Raw genomic sequence first — 17,408 nt, 5'->3', positions numbered from 1 at the left:
TAATTTCTACCTTATAAATTTTAAAATTTCACGCAAGTCTTTAACATCAATACAATGTGTCGCTTCTTTTTTTAAGATATCTTTTGCACAAAATGCAATGCTAAGGTCGCACTTTCTAAACATCGATATGTCATTGGCCCCGTCCCCAACACACATTATCTCGTCCTTGCCTAAATTTAATAGTCCACACAAGCGATCAATCATATCTCCCTTTGAACTACCAAACATCATCTCTCCGCCAACTTCACCACTTAAAATTCCATCTTTATGATGCAAGATATTTGCAAAATTTGCATCAAAATTAAGTTTTTTTTGCATTACATCGGTTGCATTGTGAAATCCACCGCTAAAAATCACGACTTTGATACCCTTTTGCTTTAAAGCTTCTATTAGCTCGCCAGCTCCTGGCATTATGGGTAAATTTTTGCAAATTTCATTTACTTTTAAAAGTGGCAATCCTTTTAAAAATTTTACTCTTTTTGTAAGACTTTCAAAAAAATCAAGCTCACCGTTCATCGAACGCTTAGTTATATTAGCTACTTCTTCACTAACATTATTAGCGGCGGCGAGAATATCTATCGTCTCGCCGTCCATTATTGTAGAGTCAAAATCAAAAACACAAAGTTTTATCAAGCTATACCCTAAAAATCACGTTTCAAAAGACTTTCGACCTTTAAGATCGTAAGGATATTTTGATCGCGCTTACCAATACCATAAATCATGCCTTTGTCTTTTACTAAAGTCTCTGGTGGCGGATCGATCCTGTTACGGTCTATTCTGATAGCCTCCGTCAAGCGGTCTATCACAAAGCCAGCGATATTATCCGCGTCTTTCATAACTATATATCTTGTGCTTGGGCTTTGTTTTGTGACATTTAGTGAAAAACGCTTACGCAAATCAATAAGCGGAATAACATTTCCACGTAGGTTAAACACGCCAAGAACGTAATCAGGTACACTAGGAACACGTGTATATTCAATAGGTTTGATTATCTCTTGGATATTTAAAATAGGTATTGCGTACTCTTCCTCGCCAACAACAAATCCTACTAGCTGAACTATATCCTCATTATTTTTTAACTCAGGACCATTCATTTGCTGTTTTTGTTTACTTAAAACTTGATTTAGTTTATTGTTCATCCCTTACCCCTAAGCTAATTTTATATTCTTTCTAACGACATTTTCTAAGTACTCGGCTGAATATGGTTTTGTAATATACTCAGTCATTCCAACTTCTACGCCACGCAACCTATCTGTTTTTGACGTCCTTGATGTAACAGCAATAAGCGGTAAATTTCTATACTTAGAGTATTTTCTAATTTCGCCAGCTAGTGTATATCCATCCATTCTTGGCATCTCAATATCTATCAAGATCGCATCAAAGGAGTGCTCTCCGGATTTTACGATATTTAATGCCTCAACACCATTTGTGGCCTCTATTATCGTTACCCCAGTTGGTTCAAGCGCTTTTTGCATGATAGTTCTATCCATTTTTGAGTCATCAACTATCAAGACTTTATAATCGCTTGGTTTTTCCTTTGCTTTTGTGCTATCTTCTATTTCGGCTCTAATATCTACCTTGATATCTTTTGCCATCTCCATCATAGCACCAACATCGATAATCAATGTCACACGGCCATCACCTCTAATAGTCGCACCAGCAATACCTGGGATATTTTGCAAATAATCACCCATTGATTTAATAACAATCTCTTCTTGCCCAACCAAAGTATCGACGATAATACCTAGTTTTGCTTCAGCAACACCGATTATTACGACATAAGTTTGATCTCCACCATCAAAAGCTTTTTCTACACCAAATACATCAGAGAGTCTAACAAGAGATAAGACTTCATCTCTTAGCCTTAGTACATTTTTGCCATCGATCGTGTAGATATCATCAATCGGCACACGAACAGTTTCAAGAACACTAGCAAGTGGAATAGCGTAAAATTCTTCTTGCGTTCCAACAAGTAGCGACTGAATAATCGCAAGTGTGAGTGGAATTTTAAGCTTCATAACTGTGCCTTTTCCAACTTCACTTTCAATATCAATGATACCGTTTAGTTTTTCGATATTAGTCTTAACAACGTCCATACCAACACCACGACCAGATACGTTTGTAACCTTTGCCGCAGTTGAAAATCCTGGTCTAAAGATAAGTCCAAATGCCTCTTTTTCGCTCATCGCATCAGCTTCGCGCTCAGTGATGATGCCTTTTTCTATCGATTTAGATTTAAGCATGTCAGCATCTAAGCCTTTACCATCATCAACTATCTCAACAACGATATGATTGCCTTCATTGTAAGCTTTTAGCTGAACAAGGCCTTTTTCAGGCTTACCTGCGGCCTTTCTTGTCTCGGGATCCTCGATACCGTGATCGCATGAATTTCTGATGATGTGAACTAGTGGATCGCCGATCTCTTCTACGATTGACTTATCAAGCTCAGTCTCTTCACCTGAAATTTCAAGATCGATTTGCTTACCAAGGTCGCGGCTAAGATCGCGTATCATACGTGGGAATTTATTAAAGACTTTTGCTATTGGAAGCATTCTTGTCTTCATAACGGCAAGCTGTATATCAGTCGTAACTAGACTTAGGCTTGAGACTACTTGATTTAGCTCTTCAAGGAATTTCTCACCCTCATATCTCTCTTCCACGTCATCATAAATTTTTAATAAGCGGTTTTTACCAAGAACAAGCTCACCGATTAGATTCATCAAATGATCAAGTCTTTTTACTTCAACGCGTATAGTTTGTTCCTGTGCTACTGCACCGCTGCTTGCTGCTGGGACCTTTTTATCTCCGTCTTTTTCCTTACTCTCTGCTTTTGCAGCTGGAGCTGAAGTACTACTTGCGGCTGGGGCTATCTCGCTAGGAGATTTTGGAGCTATACCTTTTGAAGCACGCCTTGCTTGATCCTCAGCCTTTCTAACTTTTAAGAGTCTTTCTATTTCTGCTTCAACTTCTGAATCACTTAGCTTTGAAAGCTCAGCATCACTTATCTCTGGTACTTCTTCGGTAGGCGCGGCTGGCTCTGGCTCTGGTGTTGGCTCAGCTACCGGTGTGGCAGGAGCTTCAGGAGCTGCTGCTGGGGCTTCGCCTTCAGAAATTTGAGTAAGTCTTGCGCAAATATTTTTAATATCAATGCCAGCAGCTGTATCATTTCCATGATCTCTAATACTGCTTAACAAGCCTTTCATCATATCAACTGACTCAAGAACTACGTCCATAATGTCTGGAGTGATCTTTAGCTCGCCTTTTCTAGCTTTATTTAAAACATCCTCCATATGGTGAGTAAGCTCTGTTAAAACATCAAAATTTAAAAAACTTGAACTACCTTTTACTGTGTGAGCAACGCGGAAAATTCTATTTAATAATTCCAAATCTTCAGGGTTTGACTCAAGTTCAACAAGGTCATGATCTATCTGCTCAATAAGTTCGAAAGCCTCTATTAAAAAGTCTTCCATTATTTCTTTCATATCATCCATGTTTCACCTCATTTTGCAGATTTAGAATGTGCTTCAATAACTTTTAGCACTTCTTGATAAAATATGCTTGCATCAAATTTCGTAAGATACGCCGCACCACCAGCTTCTTTGCTCTTGATTTCACTAAAATCATTACTCAATGAGGAGTTAAATACTATTGGAACTTCTTTAAATCTTTCATCATTTTTAAGAGTTGAAGCAAAGCGGTATCCATCCATCTGTGGCATTTCGATATCACTTAAGATAACTCTAAGCTCTCTTGATAGGTTATCTCCGTATCTTTGATAAAGCTCTTCCATTCTTTCCAAGCCCTCAACGCCGTTTTTAGCCTCAACCACGCTAAGTCCCATTTTCTCAAGTGCGTCTTTTACTAGCTTTCTAGCAGTCGAGCTATCATCTAAAACCAAAGCAGCACCTTTTAGTTTTTGATCGTCTGTTACATCAAATTCGATCTTTGGTGAGTAAATTCCAAGCTCTTCTACTATGCTTTCAAGATCAAGAATAAGTAAAACTTCATCATTTTCTATTCTTGTTACGCCTGTTATTTTACCTTTATCTAAAGCGCCAGAACCTGAAGCAAAATTTGCAGGCTCGATATCTTTCCAGCTTATACGCCTGATCCTTTTTGCCTCATGGACGATAAAACCGATCAAAATACCACTAAACTCAGCAATAATAACACGTGGCTTTATAACTACGCCTTCGGTTGGCTCGATAATATTCATCCATCTTGCCAAATTTATGACAGGGATCACTACGCCTCTTAAATCAAAAATTCCCTCAATATACTCGGGAACACCAGGAAGCTCGGTAAGATTTGGCATCTTAATGATCTCCCGCACCTTTGCGACATTGACTCCGTATATTCCTTCATATACTTTGTTTTCGGTCTTTTTAAAGATACGAAAATCAACAAGTTCCATCTCGTTTGAGTCCGTTTTTAGTACGTTATCTCCAAACATCAATGTCCTTTCAAACTCATTTTGAGCAAATTTAATTTTTGCTGGGCGTATTCTACAACAAAATAACTTTGCTCACATGCAAAACAAGGTAAATTTATATAAAACTTATCGTAAATGTTAAATTGCTCGCCTTGATGATAGTGTCCTTCTATCACAATGCCGGCCTCATATCCTTGCAAATGCTTGCTCATTAGCTCCTTAAAATTAGGAATTTTATAGTCCAAATTTTTCTTAGTAAGTCTGGCTAATATCGCTTTTGATATTTTAAAATTTAAAAATTTATCCAAAGCATTCATAAATTTTAAAAACCATCTAAGGCGCAAAAATCTAAGTGCATATTTATCTATAAAAGGTAAAAATATATCACCATGTGCGATCTGAACGCGTTCTTCATTGATCGTTTTGAAATTTGCTGGCTGATCGTAAATATCATAAACCCTAACGCTTTTATAGCGCAGCATCTCGTGCCCATCCCAAATTTCTATTGTTTTATTAAATAAATTTGAAAGTCTAAAATCGTGGTTGCCCTCGAAGTAAACAATTTCTACCTTTTGTGAAATTTTATTTATAAGGCTTAAGTGCTCAGAGTAAAATTCTCTTGTATATTCGCCCTCGCCCGTTAGAAAGTCAAACATATCGCCTAATAAAAAAATTTGTGGTGGCTCTTTGATCTCGCCACTATTAACAGCTCTTAAAAATTTTAAAAAGCCATCGCGGTTTACGTTTTCATGTGCATCAGCTAAAAAGATCGCACCTTCTTTTATAATAGGGGCATATAGATATTCGCTCAAATTTTGCCTTAATTAAAAATTAGCAGAGCCAAAAAGCAGTTTTTAGCTCTTTGTCTCATCTTTTTAGTCAAATTTTATAGGCTTATAGCAAATTTTTACAATCTCAACGTCGCTTCTACCTTTTGGTAAATTTAGCACTACTTCATCGCCCTCAGCCTTACCCAAAAGTTGCTTTGCAAGAGGTGAGTTTATCGAGATATAGCCTTTATCGATGTCGCTTTCACTAATGCCAACTATCGTATATGTGTGCTCTATTTCGGTTTCCTCGTCCATTATCGTCACACTTGAGCCAAACCTAACTCTATCGTGCTCATAGCTACTTGGATCGATCACTTCGGCATTTGCAAGAAGCGCGCTAAGCTCAGCGATCCTAGCATCTATAAAGGCTTGTTTTTCTTTTGCAGCGTGATACTCAGCATTTTCTTTTAGATCGCCGTGGCTTCTTGCGATATCTATCTCAGTTACGATTTGAGGGCGTTGCACCAGCCTTAGGTCTTTTAGCTCAGCTTCTATCTTCTCATATCCATGCATTGTCATTGGTTCACTCATTTTTACTCCATATTCTTTAAAATTTTTACTACATTTTTACTGCTGCCATGCCCTAAATAAGCCCTTAGTTCATCACAGCCTTTTAAAAATTTCTGCCTATTGCAGCTCTCATAAGCTCTTAGCAAATTTTCAGCTGTTGCAAATTCTTGGATAAACTCCTCATGAAGTGGCTCTTTGCCCATGAAATCAAACATTATGTTTGCAAGTCCTGCGTGCTTGATCTTTACAAATTTTCTAGCTATGAAAACGTCTATCGCTTTTGCTTTATAGGCTAGCACAAATGGTGTGCCAATGAGCGCTGCTTCAAGCGTAGCAGTGCCAGAGCAAACAAAGGCAAAATCACTCTCATACAAAGCTTCAGGCGTGTTTGAGACGACCTCAAAATCGCTAACATCTCCATAAATTTCGCCCACTTTATCAAGCAAAAATGGTGGCACAACAAGTAGTATTTTTGCCTCAATATTCTTAGCAAGCTCTCTATAAACTGGCATAAGTCTTGAAATCTCTGACCTTCTTGATCCCGGTAAAAACGCCACTTTGCCACTACTGCTTAGGCTAGTTTTTTTAAGCTTTATCTCATCCATCAAAGGATGTCCCACGTAGGTCGATCGGCTATAAAATTTCGCATCAAATGGAAGGATCGAAGCTAGGTTGTCACAATACCTCTCAACCGCGCTCACTCTTTTTGGCTTCCACGCCCAAACTTGAGGCAAGATATAGTATGTCACGGCCGTCTTTGCACCAGACTCTTTTATCGCTTTTGCAAGCGGCAGATTAAAAGCTGGGCTGTCTATTAGTAGCACAGCATCAGCCTCTTTTGCCATCTGGCTCATCACCTTCATCGCTTTTTTGGCTTTAAAGATGAGCGGCAAAACCTCGACAAAGCCCATCGCTGAAAACTCGCTACTTTTCATATATGGCGTGCCAAGCTCTTCGCTAAAAATTCCCATTAGCTCAAATTCGCCCTCAAAATTTTTCAAAATTTCTTTTAAATGCAAATTTGCCGATGGCTCAAGAGCGGAGACTAAAATTTTCATTTACACACTTTCATCAGGTCTTTTTTTGGGGGCATTATACGCAAAAATTCTTTAAAATTTTAAGAAAGCTGTGATAAAATCCAACCCTTTAAAGGATAAAATTTGAAAGAAATTTTGATAACAAATGACGATGGATTTGAGGCGACTGGGCTGCTTGCCTTAAAAGAAGTTTTAAGCGAGCTAGATGGCGTAAATGTCACGATCGTAGCTCCAAGCTCAGAAAAATCAGCCTGCGCTCACTCTTTGACACTTACAAGGCCGCTTAGGTTTATAAAACTTGATGATAACTTTTTTAAACTCGATGACGCAACGCCTAGTGATTGCGTCTATCTCGCACTTCACGCACTTTATAACAAAAAACCAGATCTGGTGATAAGCGGCATAAATCACGGAGCAAATTTGGGCGAGGACATCACCTACTCTGGCACGTGTGGAGCGGCGATGGAGGGCGTTTTACAGGGCATTAGAAGCATCGCTTTTTCGCAGTTTTATGCGAATAACTCACTAAATGAACTTGGCTTTGAGCTAGCAAAAGAGGTAGTGAAATTTATCGTACCAAAGGTGCTAGAGGGTGAAATTTCGCTAAATCAAAGAGAATTTCTAAATATAAATATTCCGGCTGTAACTAGCAAAAATTTCAAAGGCTACTCCGTCGTCCCAGCTGGCAAACGCACCTATGCAACGCATGCTACGCTTAATCGCAATCCAAGAGGCATCGAGTACTACTGGCTTGGAAACGCTGCGCTTGAATACGAAAAGGGCGAGCCAAGCGACATCAGCAAGGTAAATGAGGGCTTTGCCACGATAACGCCTATAAAACTAAACATGACTTCGTATGAAAGTTTGGAGGGCTTAAAGGGGAAATTTGATGCAAAATGATAGATTTACGAGGATAAGATGGCTCTTTGGCGAGGATGGTTTTAGCAGGCTTCAAAGTGCGAAAGTGCTAGTTTGCGGAGCTGGTGGTGTGGGCGGAATGTGCGTGGATGCGCTTGCTAGAAGTGGAGTTGGGCATATCACATTGATCGACAAAGACATCTTTGATGTGACAAATCAAAACCGCCAAATTTACAGCGAAAACGTTGGCGGCGTAAAGGTGGAGGAATTTGCCAAGATTTATCCTTGTATAACGCCTATTCAGACGCTAATCACGCCAGAATTTATTGCTGGTTTTGACTTTAGTAAATTTGACGTAGTGATCGATGCGATCGATGATATCACTGCCAAGATCGCCCTTGCAAATGTGGTAGATCCTGGCAAATTTATAGCCTCTATGGGTGGTGCAAAAAGGATTGATCCAACCAAGATAAAGGTGGCTAGCGTGTGGAAAACCTCGGTCGATCCGCTAGCTAGAAAATATAGATATGAGCTCAAAAGATCAGGCTTTAGCGGTAAATTTGACGTGGTCTTTTCGGTTGAAGAGCCACTTTGCAAGCCACTTGGAAGCTTCATGGGCGTGACTGCTTGCTTTGGACTAAATTTAGCTTCACTAGCTGTTAAAAAGATAGTTGGGCAGTAAGTCAAAAATTTATTCTCCGAGTAAAATTTCAAATTAGAGCTGGCATTTTTAGATATAAATTTAATAGCTAGCTCTACAAAACACGAATTTAACAATCCAAGATGAGAATCTAGCAAATTTTAAAATTTATGAGCGAGTAATTTCGGCTCTAAAATTTGAGATAAGCGGTAAGCGAAGCCAAATTTTAGTAATCAATTCTTGCGAGCGAATGAAAGTTTAAAATTTGCAAAGACGGCTTGATTAAATTTTCATTTTTTATTCAAAAGGTAGGCAAGGGGACTTAAATTTTACTTCTCAGGCTCGCAACTACGTGGCAGACACGAAATCTATCCCCTCATCCCCCTTTAATCCCCCCCAAATCCCTCACACATTCAAGGGGCATGCTCTAGTGCTTCGCACCGCATGCGGTCTAAACTCTATCAAATTTTAAAATTTATGAGCGAATATATCACGCTTCTAAATTTAGTGGCGAATGTTTATGAGCCCTAAAATTAGTAAGTTGCTAAGGTGAGTGAGTAAGATTTTAAAATTTGCAAAGAAAGATACTAAAATTCTATTTTTTAAACAAAGACTTTAAATTTTAAAAATTTATATAGTTTTTGGATTAAATTTAAAGTAGCCAGCTGCAAATTTAGTAGCCGGCTAAAATTTTAGTTTTTATGTATGCGAAGGTAGCTATTTAGTGCGCCAACATAGGCTTTTGCGCTTGCCATCATAGTATCTATATCAAGTCCATGTCCTATTACAGCCGTTTTGCCCTCAAACTCGACCTTTACATCAACCTTTGCAAGTGCATCTTTACCTTGAGAAACAGACGCCACTTTATAGTCTTTGAGCGTACCACTAATGCCACTAATACGATCAACTACCTTAAATATCGCATCAGCGGTACCATTTCCTAGAGCTGAGTCATTGATGATTTCATCATTGTGTTTTATTCTAATTGAAGCACTTGCAAGGCTTCCGCCACTACTTTGAAGAAGAGCCGTGATCTCATAAGCTTGTGGAATTTTTGTAATCTCTTCAGCCACAAGAGCTCTAATATCATCATCAAATATCTCTTTTTTCTTATCAGCTAGCTCTTTAAATTTTTCAAATGCCTTATTAAGAGCATCGCTATCAAGGTCAAATCCAAGGCTAGCAAGCTTATCTTTAAACGCGTGGCGACCACTATGCTTACCTAAAACAAGAGAATTTTTCTCAAGGCCTATACTCTCAGCGCTAATTATTTCATAGGTCTCTTTGTGTTTTAGCACGCCGTCTTGATGTATGCCACTCTCATGAGCAAATGCGTTTTTACCAACGATAGCTTTGTTTGGTTGAGGCTCAATGCCTATAATACTAGCAATCAGTCTTGAAGTTGGATAAATTTCTTTTGAGATAATGTCTGTATAAAGTGGGGCAAAGACGTCTTGGCGGGTTTTGATAGCCATCACAATCTCTTCAAGCGCAGCATTTCCGGCGCGCTCACCTATACCATTTATCGTGCCTTCGACCTGCCTTGCACCAGCTTTTATGGCCGCTAACGAGTTTGCCGTAGCCATGCCTAAGTCATTGTGATTATGCACAGATATTATCGCTCTATCGCCTACAAATTTTACTATTTCACTAATGCGAGCAGTTATCTCTTCAGGATATAAATAACCAACCGTATCAGGGATATTTAAAGTTTTTGCACCAGCATTTATGGCAGCATCACAAATTTCTTTTAAAAAGCTCATTTCACTTCTACAAGCGTCCTCGCAGCTAAACTCCACATCATCGCAAAAGGTTTTTGCGTATTTTATAGACTCAACTGCACGTTTTATTACTTCATCTGGGCTCATTTTTAGCTTGTACTCCATATGAATTGGGCTTGTCGCTATAAATGTATGAATTCTCTTATTTTTAGCTGGAGCCAATGCCTCGCCAGCTGCCTTAATATCACGCTCAACTGCGCGTGCAAGAGAGCAAACCGTGATATTTGAGGCTTGCTTTGCTATTTGGTTTACCGCATCAAAATCCCCTGGGCTTGCTGCTGCAAATCCGGCCTCCATAACATCCACACCAAGCCTTTCAAGCTGAAGTGCGATCTGTAGTTTTTCGGCTGTATTCATCGATGCACCAGGGCTTTGCTCACCATCTCTTAAAGTCGTATCAAAGATTATAATTTTATTCTTATCCATTTTTGTCCTTTTTTGTTTTTTATATTTAAATTTTAAATTTGATGAGTTAAGTAAAGAGAAATTTGCTACCTAAGTAGCAGCAGTAGAGAGTTTTTGATTTCGATTTTTGGTAAAAATTTACGTGATTTTATGACGCCATTTTCGCTCATTCGCTCTCCTTTTTTTTAGAATTTTTACTAAACATTATAGTGGCTCTTACTATGCCATAAAGCATATAGACACTCATAACCAAAGTCGCACTTTCAAATGGATATAGATAAAGCATCGAAAACGCAACCACAAGAGCTACTAAAATTCTTATCACGTGAGTTTGTTTTAAATTTATTTTTTTAAAGCTTGGATAGCGAATGTTACTAACCATTAAAGCTGCCAAAGTAGCTTCAAGTAGCATCAAGCACCACTCAAATCCTTCTAAAAAAGTATAGTCGATATAAATACCAACCCAAAGTACGCTCACAATAGCTGCTGATGGTATAGGAAGTCCGATAAAAACATTTGGCTCATATGTACCAGTAGTGACATTGAAGCGAGCAAGCCTGATAGCTCCAAAAACCACAAACATAGCAGCTATAAGTGCTCCAAATCTGCCAAAATTTTTACCAATAGTCAAATAAAATAAAATCGCTGGTGCTACACCAAAAGCAACAAGATCTGCAAGGCTATCAAACTCTACCCCAAATTTACTAGTTGTCTTTGTAAGTCTAGCCACACGTCCATCAAGTCCATCTAAAATAAGCGATAAGATTATATAAATAATGGCTTTAAAATAGTTACCTTGAATAGATGAAATAATACTAATAACACCCAAAAAAGCACTAGCTGCTGTAAATAAATTTGGCAAGATATACATTAGTTGCATCTTTTGTATGTTATTCATCTATTTTTCCCTCTTCAAAATATCCCAAAAGTGAAGCAGCCTTTACGCTTTCTCCAACGCTTACACATATCTTAGTATCTCTTGGTAGGTATAAAATCACCTCACCACTTCCTAAAAAACCAAATTTTCTAGATGCTTTCAGGCTAGTAACATTTGAAATTTCTAAACTTCTACTGAAAGCCCCAGCTATAATTTTCATAACAAATTTTATATTTTCTTTTTCAAAGCGAATAATCGCTCTTTCATTTAAAAATTCTGAAATTTTCATAGCTTGACACAAAAATAAGCCATGTCTTTTGCGTATTTCAGCTACTTTTACATCACTTACAGCCCTTAATGTACCAACATCAAAAAAAGATTTTTTTATAACGATCTTAGCTACTTCATTATTATCAAAATTTGAAGCACTAATCTCTTTTATCTTGCCATCAATCGGCGATAGTAAAGCCAATTTATCATCAGAAAATGGCTCTCTCTCAGGATCTCTAAAAAAATAAAGTCCCAAAAAAAGTAAAATAGTAAAAAGTAGTGGCAAGATCCCAAATAGCAAAGATAAAACAAATAAAATTAGAAAAAATAATATAAATTTATATCCCGCTTTCACAATATAGCCACTCATTTTATTCCTCTTTTTTACTCTTTTCGTCTTCTTCGGTCTCTACGAGTCTGCTCTCTAGATCATTTTCGATCTCATAGTTTTTAATGATCTCTCTAACTCTTTTTCCTTCGATTGTTTCTTCTTCATAAAGTGCTGATACCATATTTTCAATAGCACCTTTATAAATTTCAAGCAAACCAAGCACAGCTGTGTATCTTTCATGAAGAAGTGTTTTTACAAACTCATCAACCTTTTCAGCCATCTTATCACTATAATCTTTGATGCTTTGACCACCATTTAAAAATGTCGCGCGTTGCTTTTCAAGCACCATAAGACCAGCAACATCGCTCATACCATACATACTAACCATAGCTTTTATGATATCAGTCGCACGCTCTAGGTCGTTGCTAGCTCCAGTTGAAATTTCTTTAATAAACACCTCTTCAGCAGCTCTACCAGCCAAAAGCACATCCACTTCTGCTATCAGCTCATGCTTTTGCATCATAAATTTATTCTCTTCAGGCGTGTTTAGAGTATAGCCAAGTGCCGCAAGACCACGTGGCACGACTGAGACTTTTGTTACCCTTTTTGCACCTTTTGTTAGCTCAGCTATCAAGGCATGACCACACTCATGATAAGTGACGATTCTTTTTTCTTTTGGATTTACGCGGCGAGACTTTTTCTCAAGTCCAGCTATCGATCTCTCGACAGCCTCCACAAGATCAGCCTGCTCGACAAAGGTCTTTGACTTCCGTCCTGCAAGAAGTGCAGCCTCATTTATGATATTTTCAAGATCAGCACCAGCTAAACCAGTCGTAAGCCTTGCAATATCTTCGATATTTACATCTTTGCCAATCTTTACATCTTTCATGTGAACTTTTAAAATGTCGCAGCGTCCTTTAAAATCAGGCTTATCAACAAGCACTTGCCTATCAAATCTACCTGGCCTTAAAAGCGCAGCGTCCAAAACTTCAGGTCTATTTGTAGCCGCTATAACGATAACTGGCGACTTATCCGCGTCAAAGCCATCCATCTCAGAAAGAAGCTGATTTAGCGTTTGCTCTCTCTCGTCGTTGCCACCCATTGGACCAGAATTTCTACTTTTACCGATCGCATCGATCTCATCTATAAAAACAATCGCTGGAGCCTCTTTTTTAGCATTTTCAAAAAGATCTCTAACTCTACTTGCACCAACGCCGACAAACATCTCAATAAAGCTTGATGCTGACATAGAGAAAAATGGCACACTTGCCTCGCCTGCAACTGCTCTTGCAAGAAGTGTTTTACCTGTACCTGGAGGGCCAACTAGTAAAATTCCTTTTGGAATTTTTGCCCCAAGTCTTAGATATTTATCAGGACTTTTTAGATAATCAACTATCTCTTGAACCTCTTCTTTTGCCTCTTCGACACCTGCGACATCATCAAACTTAACTTTTGGTTTTTCAGAATTTATAAGTTTTTTTGCACTTCCTATGCCAAGTATGCCACCGCCAATATTCTTTTGCATACGACTAGCAATAAACATCCAAATAGCAAAAAATATAAATACCGGGATGATCCATGAAAATATAAGATCTCCAAACCAGTTATTTTCGCTATAAACGCTATAAGTTATGCCATTTTGCTCAAGTATGCCAATGAGCGTTGGATCATTTATACGTTTTGCAAGATAGATAGTTTTGTCACTACCTATGCCTTTTATGGTAGTTTCTGAGATAGCAACCTCATTTAGCTGCTTATTTTTTAACATATCTTTAAACTCAGAATAAGCTACCATTTTACTCTGAGCATTACTATTTAGCCCAAAAGAGCCACCTAGTCCGTCTCCACTAAAGCTTCTAAAAGCTAAAACTATAACTATTGCAAAAATGGCAAAAATGAAAATAGGATTTTTATTAAAAAAACCGTTATTGTTGCCATTGTTTTGGTTATTATTTTGGTTATTCATCTATTTCCTTATAAACAAAGCTACTCCAATCGTTACTTTGTTTTATCTCGATTAGCTCCAAATCCTTAAATGTATCTTTAATCCTATCTTCGTATTTGTTTAAAATTCCTGACAATACCAAGTAGCCGCCTTTTTTAAGTGACTTTTTTAAGTCATTTGAGAGCATAAAAATGACATCAGCAATGATATTTGCTACGACAATATCATATTTTTGCTCTAAATTTGCGATAGAGCCTGTCCAAATTTTATTAAATTTAACTTCATTCAACTTGGCGTTGCTAAGTGAGCTTTGCGTGGCTTGTTCGTCTGTATCGCAAGCATCGACCTTGCAGCCAAGCTTCGATAAAGCAATGCTTAATATCCCACTTCCACAACCTACATCTAGAGCGGCTTTTCCGCTTTTTGCATATTTTTGCAAAAGAAGAAGACAAGAATTTGTACTTTCATGGTGCCCTGAGCCAAAGGCTAGAGCTGGGTCGATTATGATATTTGTTACGCCATTAAGTGGCTCTTCCCAGCTAGGTCTAACATAAATTTTATCAACCAAAATAGGCTTAACTGCCTTTTTATATTCACCTAGCCAGTCTTTATTTTCTTTTAAATTAAGAGAAATTTTTAAATCATTTGAAATTTTACGAACACTAGAGAGCCCTTTTGCATACTCTTCAATACCCCAAGCTATATCTTTTAGATCATACTCTTCCCTGATGATGATCTCGTGATCTAGCTCTTCAACACAGGTAACTCCAAAAGAGAAAACTAGCTCTAAAATTTCATCATAAAAATTTGATGTTTTTATGCTTAATTCGTAGAATTTATCTTTCATTAACCAAGAACGTCTTCAAGCTTCTCTTTTAAGACTTGTGGCGTAAAAGGTTTAACGATGTAGTTATTAACACCTGCTTTTAAAGCTGTTATAACTTCAGCTTTTCCGCCCTCTGTTGTTACCATTATGATAGGCATATCAACATACTTTTGCTCAGCCCTTACCTTTTTAACAAGCTCAAGACCGTTCATCTCAGGCATGTTCCAGTCAGTAATAAGAACTTCGATACCTTCATTTTGAGTTAAGATATTCCAGGCCTCAAGACCGTGCTCAGCCTCAAGAATTTCTTGATGTCCTAACCTTTGTAAAGTATTTTTTATGATTCTTCTCATTGTTGAACTGTCATCTACAACCAAAATCTTCACATAATATCCTTTTAGTAAAAATTGCCCTATTCTAGCTAATTTAAATTTATAAAAGCTTTAACGCTACCTAAGTAGTTTAAAGGCCTCTTTTAGGTCAAGCAACCCTTCATAGTAGGCTTTTCCAACTATTACGCCACCAATCTCATTTGTGGCTTTTAGCATTAAAATATCATTTATATCACTCACGCCACCACTTGCTATTGTCTCAAGCTTGCTATTTCTAGCTATTTGCAAGCTAAACTCAACATTGACTCCGCCAAGCATTCCATCCTTGTTAATATCGGTGCAAATCACAGCTTCCACGCCAACATCTGCAAATTTTCTTGCAAGATCGACTGCTTTTATATTTGAAATCTCGTCCCAACCTTGTACGGCCACGTAGCCATCTTTTGCGTCAATGCCAACTACAACTCTATAAATTTCAGCCATTTTTGCTGTAAATTCTGGATCACGAAGGGCAACTGAGCCAAGGATCACCCTGCTAACTCCAAGGTCCAAATAGCGCTTTATACGCTCTTCATCTCTTATGCCACCGCCCACTTGGACGCTTAAATTTGTAGCTTTTACTATCTTTTCGATCGTCTTAAAATTTATAGCCTCCCCTGCAAATGCTCCGTCAAGATCGACCACATGCAGCCATTTTGCACCGTAATCTTCAAACCTTTTAGCAAGCTCACTTGGCTCGCTGCTGTAAATTTTAGCGCTTTGCATAAGACCTTTGCTAAGTCTAACCGCTTGTCCTTCTTTTAAATCAATCGCTGGAAAAATTTCCATCATAACCTCGCAAAATTCTCTAAAATTTTAAGTCCAGCTTCATGACTTTTTTCTGGATGAGGCTGAAAGCCAAATATATTTTCATGCCAAACCGCACTTGTAAATTCATATCCATAAGTTGTCTTTGCCAGTGCAAATTTATCATCACAAACCACGTGATAGCTGTGTACAAAATATAAATACTCAAGCTTTTTTAGTCCTAAAATTAATGGACTATTTTGCTTAAATTCCAAAGCGTTCCAGCCAATGTGAGGTATTTTTAATGGCTTATCGAAATTAGCTTCATTAAATTTTACGACCTTGCCAGGCAAAAGAGAGAGTCCCTCATGCTCGCCAAACTCAAAGCTTTTTTCAAACAAAAGCTGCATACCAAGGCAAATACCAATAAAAGCTTTGCCGCTTTTTACAGCTTCTTTTACGGCTTCGTCCATGCCGTTATTTTTTAGCTTTGTTATCGCCTCACCAAAAGCTCCAACGCCTGGCAAAACAATGTGCGAATACTCCTTTAAATTTTCAGGCTTACTTACTAAGGTACATTTTTTGTCAAGAAAATCAAAAGCATTTATCACGCTTTTGATATTGCCCGCACCATAATCAATAATAGCAATCATCTGTTCTCTTGCCTTTTTACGCTAAAAAGATAAAAGCTAAGTGCCGCCATTAGCATCGCCACACCGCCTATTAGATAGATAGCGTTTATGATATTTTCAGGTGCAGTGATAGCAAATTTAAAGACTAGCATGAGCGCCTCGATCGCAAGTGCGATGATGATAGAGCCGATAAATCTAACCATCGTCTTATAAATAACACTATTTTCTTCGTGATTTTTGCCTAAAACCTCTTCTTCAAATATCGTCTTTACAAGGTCAAAAATGGCAAGAGCCAGCGTTAAAATGATGGTTGATTCAAAAATTTCTTCGACATTTATATGCTCGATGCTCTTTGAGATAAAGCTCTTTACGCCGTGCCAAAACAAAAATGCGCAGATCATAAAAAGCGATGCACAAAAGAGCGCATAAACTGTCTTTAAAAATCTACCAAAATGCTCCTCGACAAAGCCGCTATCGACTATATTTAGGATATTTTCTAGGCTTATATCGATGCAAGCGATAAATTTAAGCTCATTTTTTTCATTATAGATAGGCACGCTTGCTGTGACACATAAACCTCCATTTAGACTTGATGGATAAGGATCACTTAAAACACACCTTTTCTCGCGCACGGCGGTGTAGTAGTAGGCTTTATTTGCGCGGTTTTCACCTTTTGGAATTTTATACTTTTCATTTAGGCTGATCGAGTCTTCGATCTGTATGCCATTTTCGTCTAAAATGTATAGTGCATCAAAATTTTCTATCTCGTGGCTGATCTTATCAAAGCCAGCTTTTATGTTTTCTAAGCACACTCCAGGCAGTCTGTTTGGCAAATTTCTACTAAATAAATAGCAGATATACGCCCTTGCCTTGTATCTCGTGTCACTAAATCTCTTAATATCTTTTATAACCAAAA

Annotated in this window: 18 protein-coding genes; 2 read left to right on the top strand and 16 right to left on the bottom strand. The window is 37.9% G+C overall.

The genetic code is table 11. From position 1 onward, the window contains the following. Positions 1-6: 6 nt before the first annotated feature. The 7 genes from serB to lpxB form a co-directional block, all read right to left on the bottom strand. Entirely contained in the window at positions 7-633 is a 627-nt protein-coding gene (gene serB / locus CVT13_RS08070; RefSeq protein ID WP_103618793.1) for a phosphoserine phosphatase SerB, read from the bottom strand. An 8-nt stretch (positions 634-641) separates the two neighbouring features. Beyond that, positions 642-1,139, bottom strand: a complete 498-nt coding sequence (locus CVT13_RS08065) for a chemotaxis protein CheW (RefSeq protein WP_072594427.1) — start codon at positions 1,137-1,139, stop codon at positions 642-644. 9 nt (positions 1,140-1,148) lie between these two features. Continuing rightward, positions 1,149-3,491 carry a chemotaxis protein CheW gene (locus CVT13_RS08060; protein WP_084109471.1) on the bottom strand — a complete coding sequence of 781 codons (2,343 nt, stop codon included), beginning with the start codon at positions 3,489-3,491 and terminating at the stop codon, positions 1,149-1,151. A gap of 8 nt (positions 3,492-3,499) precedes the next feature. After that, the gene (locus CVT13_RS08055) at positions 3,500-4,453 is read right to left on the bottom strand and encodes a chemotaxis protein (protein ID WP_021091802.1); all 954 of its coding nucleotides are present in this window, start codon (positions 4,451-4,453) and stop codon (positions 3,500-3,502) included. After that, positions 4,453-5,244 carry a UDP-2,3-diacylglucosamine diphosphatase gene (locus tag CVT13_RS08050; protein WP_107812205.1) on the bottom strand — a complete coding sequence of 264 codons (792 nt, stop codon included), beginning with the start codon at positions 5,242-5,244 and terminating at the stop codon, positions 4,453-4,455. Before CVT13_RS08050 ends, CVT13_RS08055 begins: the two co-directional genes overlap by 1 nt. Positions 5,245-5,307: 63 nt before the next feature. Further along, the gene (gene greA, locus CVT13_RS08045; protein ID WP_072594430.1) at positions 5,308-5,793 is read right to left on the bottom strand and encodes a transcription elongation factor GreA; all 486 of its coding nucleotides are present in this window, start codon (positions 5,791-5,793) and stop codon (positions 5,308-5,310) included. 2 nt (positions 5,794-5,795) lie between these two features. Then, positions 5,796-6,830, bottom strand: a complete 1,035-nt coding sequence (gene lpxB / locus CVT13_RS08040; protein ID WP_107812204.1) for a lipid-A-disaccharide synthase — start codon at positions 6,828-6,830, stop codon at positions 5,796-5,798. Positions 6,831-6,932: 102 nt separating this feature from the next. On the opposite strand from lpxB, the gene surE reads away from it, so the two are divergent. Both surE and CVT13_RS08030 read left to right on the top strand, forming a co-directional pair. After that, entirely contained in the window at positions 6,933-7,709 is a 777-nt protein-coding gene (gene surE / locus CVT13_RS08035) for a 5'/3'-nucleotidase SurE (RefSeq protein WP_107812203.1), read from the top strand. Further along, positions 7,699-8,349 carry a ThiF family adenylyltransferase gene (locus tag CVT13_RS08030; RefSeq protein ID WP_107812202.1) on the top strand — a complete coding sequence of 217 codons (651 nt, stop codon included), beginning with the start codon at positions 7,699-7,701 and terminating at the stop codon, positions 8,347-8,349. The genes surE and CVT13_RS08030 overlap by 11 nt, the downstream gene beginning before the upstream one ends. A gap of 650 nt (positions 8,350-8,999) precedes the next feature. On the opposite strand, the gene CVT13_RS08025 is transcribed toward CVT13_RS08030, so the two are convergent. From CVT13_RS08025 to CVT13_RS07985, 9 genes are all read right to left on the bottom strand, one after another. Continuing rightward, the gene (locus CVT13_RS08025; RefSeq protein WP_107812201.1) at positions 9,000-10,514 is read right to left on the bottom strand and encodes a 2-isopropylmalate synthase; all 1,515 of its coding nucleotides are present in this window, start codon (positions 10,512-10,514) and stop codon (positions 9,000-9,002) included. A 145-nt stretch (positions 10,515-10,659) separates the two neighbouring features. Next, positions 10,660-11,391 carry a CDP-diacylglycerol--serine O-phosphatidyltransferase gene (gene pssA / locus CVT13_RS08020; RefSeq protein WP_072594435.1) on the bottom strand — a complete coding sequence of 244 codons (732 nt, stop codon included), beginning with the start codon at positions 11,389-11,391 and terminating at the stop codon, positions 10,660-10,662. Then, positions 11,384-12,010, bottom strand: coding sequence for a phosphatidylserine decarboxylase (locus CVT13_RS08015; RefSeq protein WP_107812200.1), 627 nt, complete (start codon positions 12,008-12,010; stop codon positions 11,384-11,386). The genes pssA and CVT13_RS08015 overlap by 8 nt, the downstream gene beginning before the upstream one ends. 1 nt (position 12,011) lies before the next feature. Beyond that, on the bottom strand, positions 12,012-13,937 hold the full coding sequence (gene ftsH / locus CVT13_RS08010; protein ID WP_072594437.1) for an ATP-dependent zinc metalloprotease FtsH: 1,926 nt from the start codon (positions 13,935-13,937) through the stop codon (positions 12,012-12,014). Continuing rightward, positions 13,930-14,763: a 50S ribosomal protein L11 methyltransferase gene (locus CVT13_RS08005; protein ID WP_107812199.1), complete on the bottom strand. Its 834-nt coding sequence runs from the start codon at positions 14,761-14,763 to the stop codon at positions 13,930-13,932. The genes ftsH and CVT13_RS08005 overlap by 8 nt, the downstream gene beginning before the upstream one ends. Beyond that, positions 14,763-15,128, bottom strand: coding sequence for a chemotaxis response regulator CheY (locus CVT13_RS08000; RefSeq protein ID WP_002939933.1), 366 nt, complete (start codon positions 15,126-15,128; stop codon positions 14,763-14,765). The genes CVT13_RS08005 and CVT13_RS08000 overlap by 1 nt, the downstream gene beginning before the upstream one ends. 63 nt (positions 15,129-15,191) lie before the next feature. Then, positions 15,192-15,902: a 1-(5-phosphoribosyl)-5-[(5-phosphoribosylamino)methylideneamino]imidazole-4-carboxamide isomerase gene (gene hisA, locus CVT13_RS07995; protein ID WP_107812198.1), complete on the bottom strand. Its 711-nt coding sequence runs from the start codon at positions 15,900-15,902 to the stop codon at positions 15,192-15,194. Next, positions 15,902-16,513 carry an imidazole glycerol phosphate synthase subunit HisH gene (hisH, locus tag CVT13_RS07990; RefSeq protein ID WP_107812197.1) on the bottom strand — a complete coding sequence of 204 codons (612 nt, stop codon included), beginning with the start codon at positions 16,511-16,513 and terminating at the stop codon, positions 15,902-15,904. The genes hisA and hisH overlap by 1 nt, the downstream gene beginning before the upstream one ends. Further along, positions 16,510-17,406, bottom strand: a complete 897-nt coding sequence (locus CVT13_RS07985) for a PDC sensor domain-containing protein (protein ID WP_107812196.1) — start codon at positions 17,404-17,406, stop codon at positions 16,510-16,512. Before CVT13_RS07985 ends, hisH begins: the two co-directional genes overlap by 4 nt. Positions 17,407-17,408 lie beyond the last annotated feature (2 nt).

This window comes from Campylobacter concisus (assembly GCF_003049085.1).
In the GTDB taxonomy this organism is placed as follows: domain Bacteria; phylum Campylobacterota; class Campylobacteria; order Campylobacterales; family Campylobacteraceae; genus Campylobacter_A; species Campylobacter_A concisus_H.
This window is presented reverse-complemented; position numbering and strand designations above follow the sequence as displayed.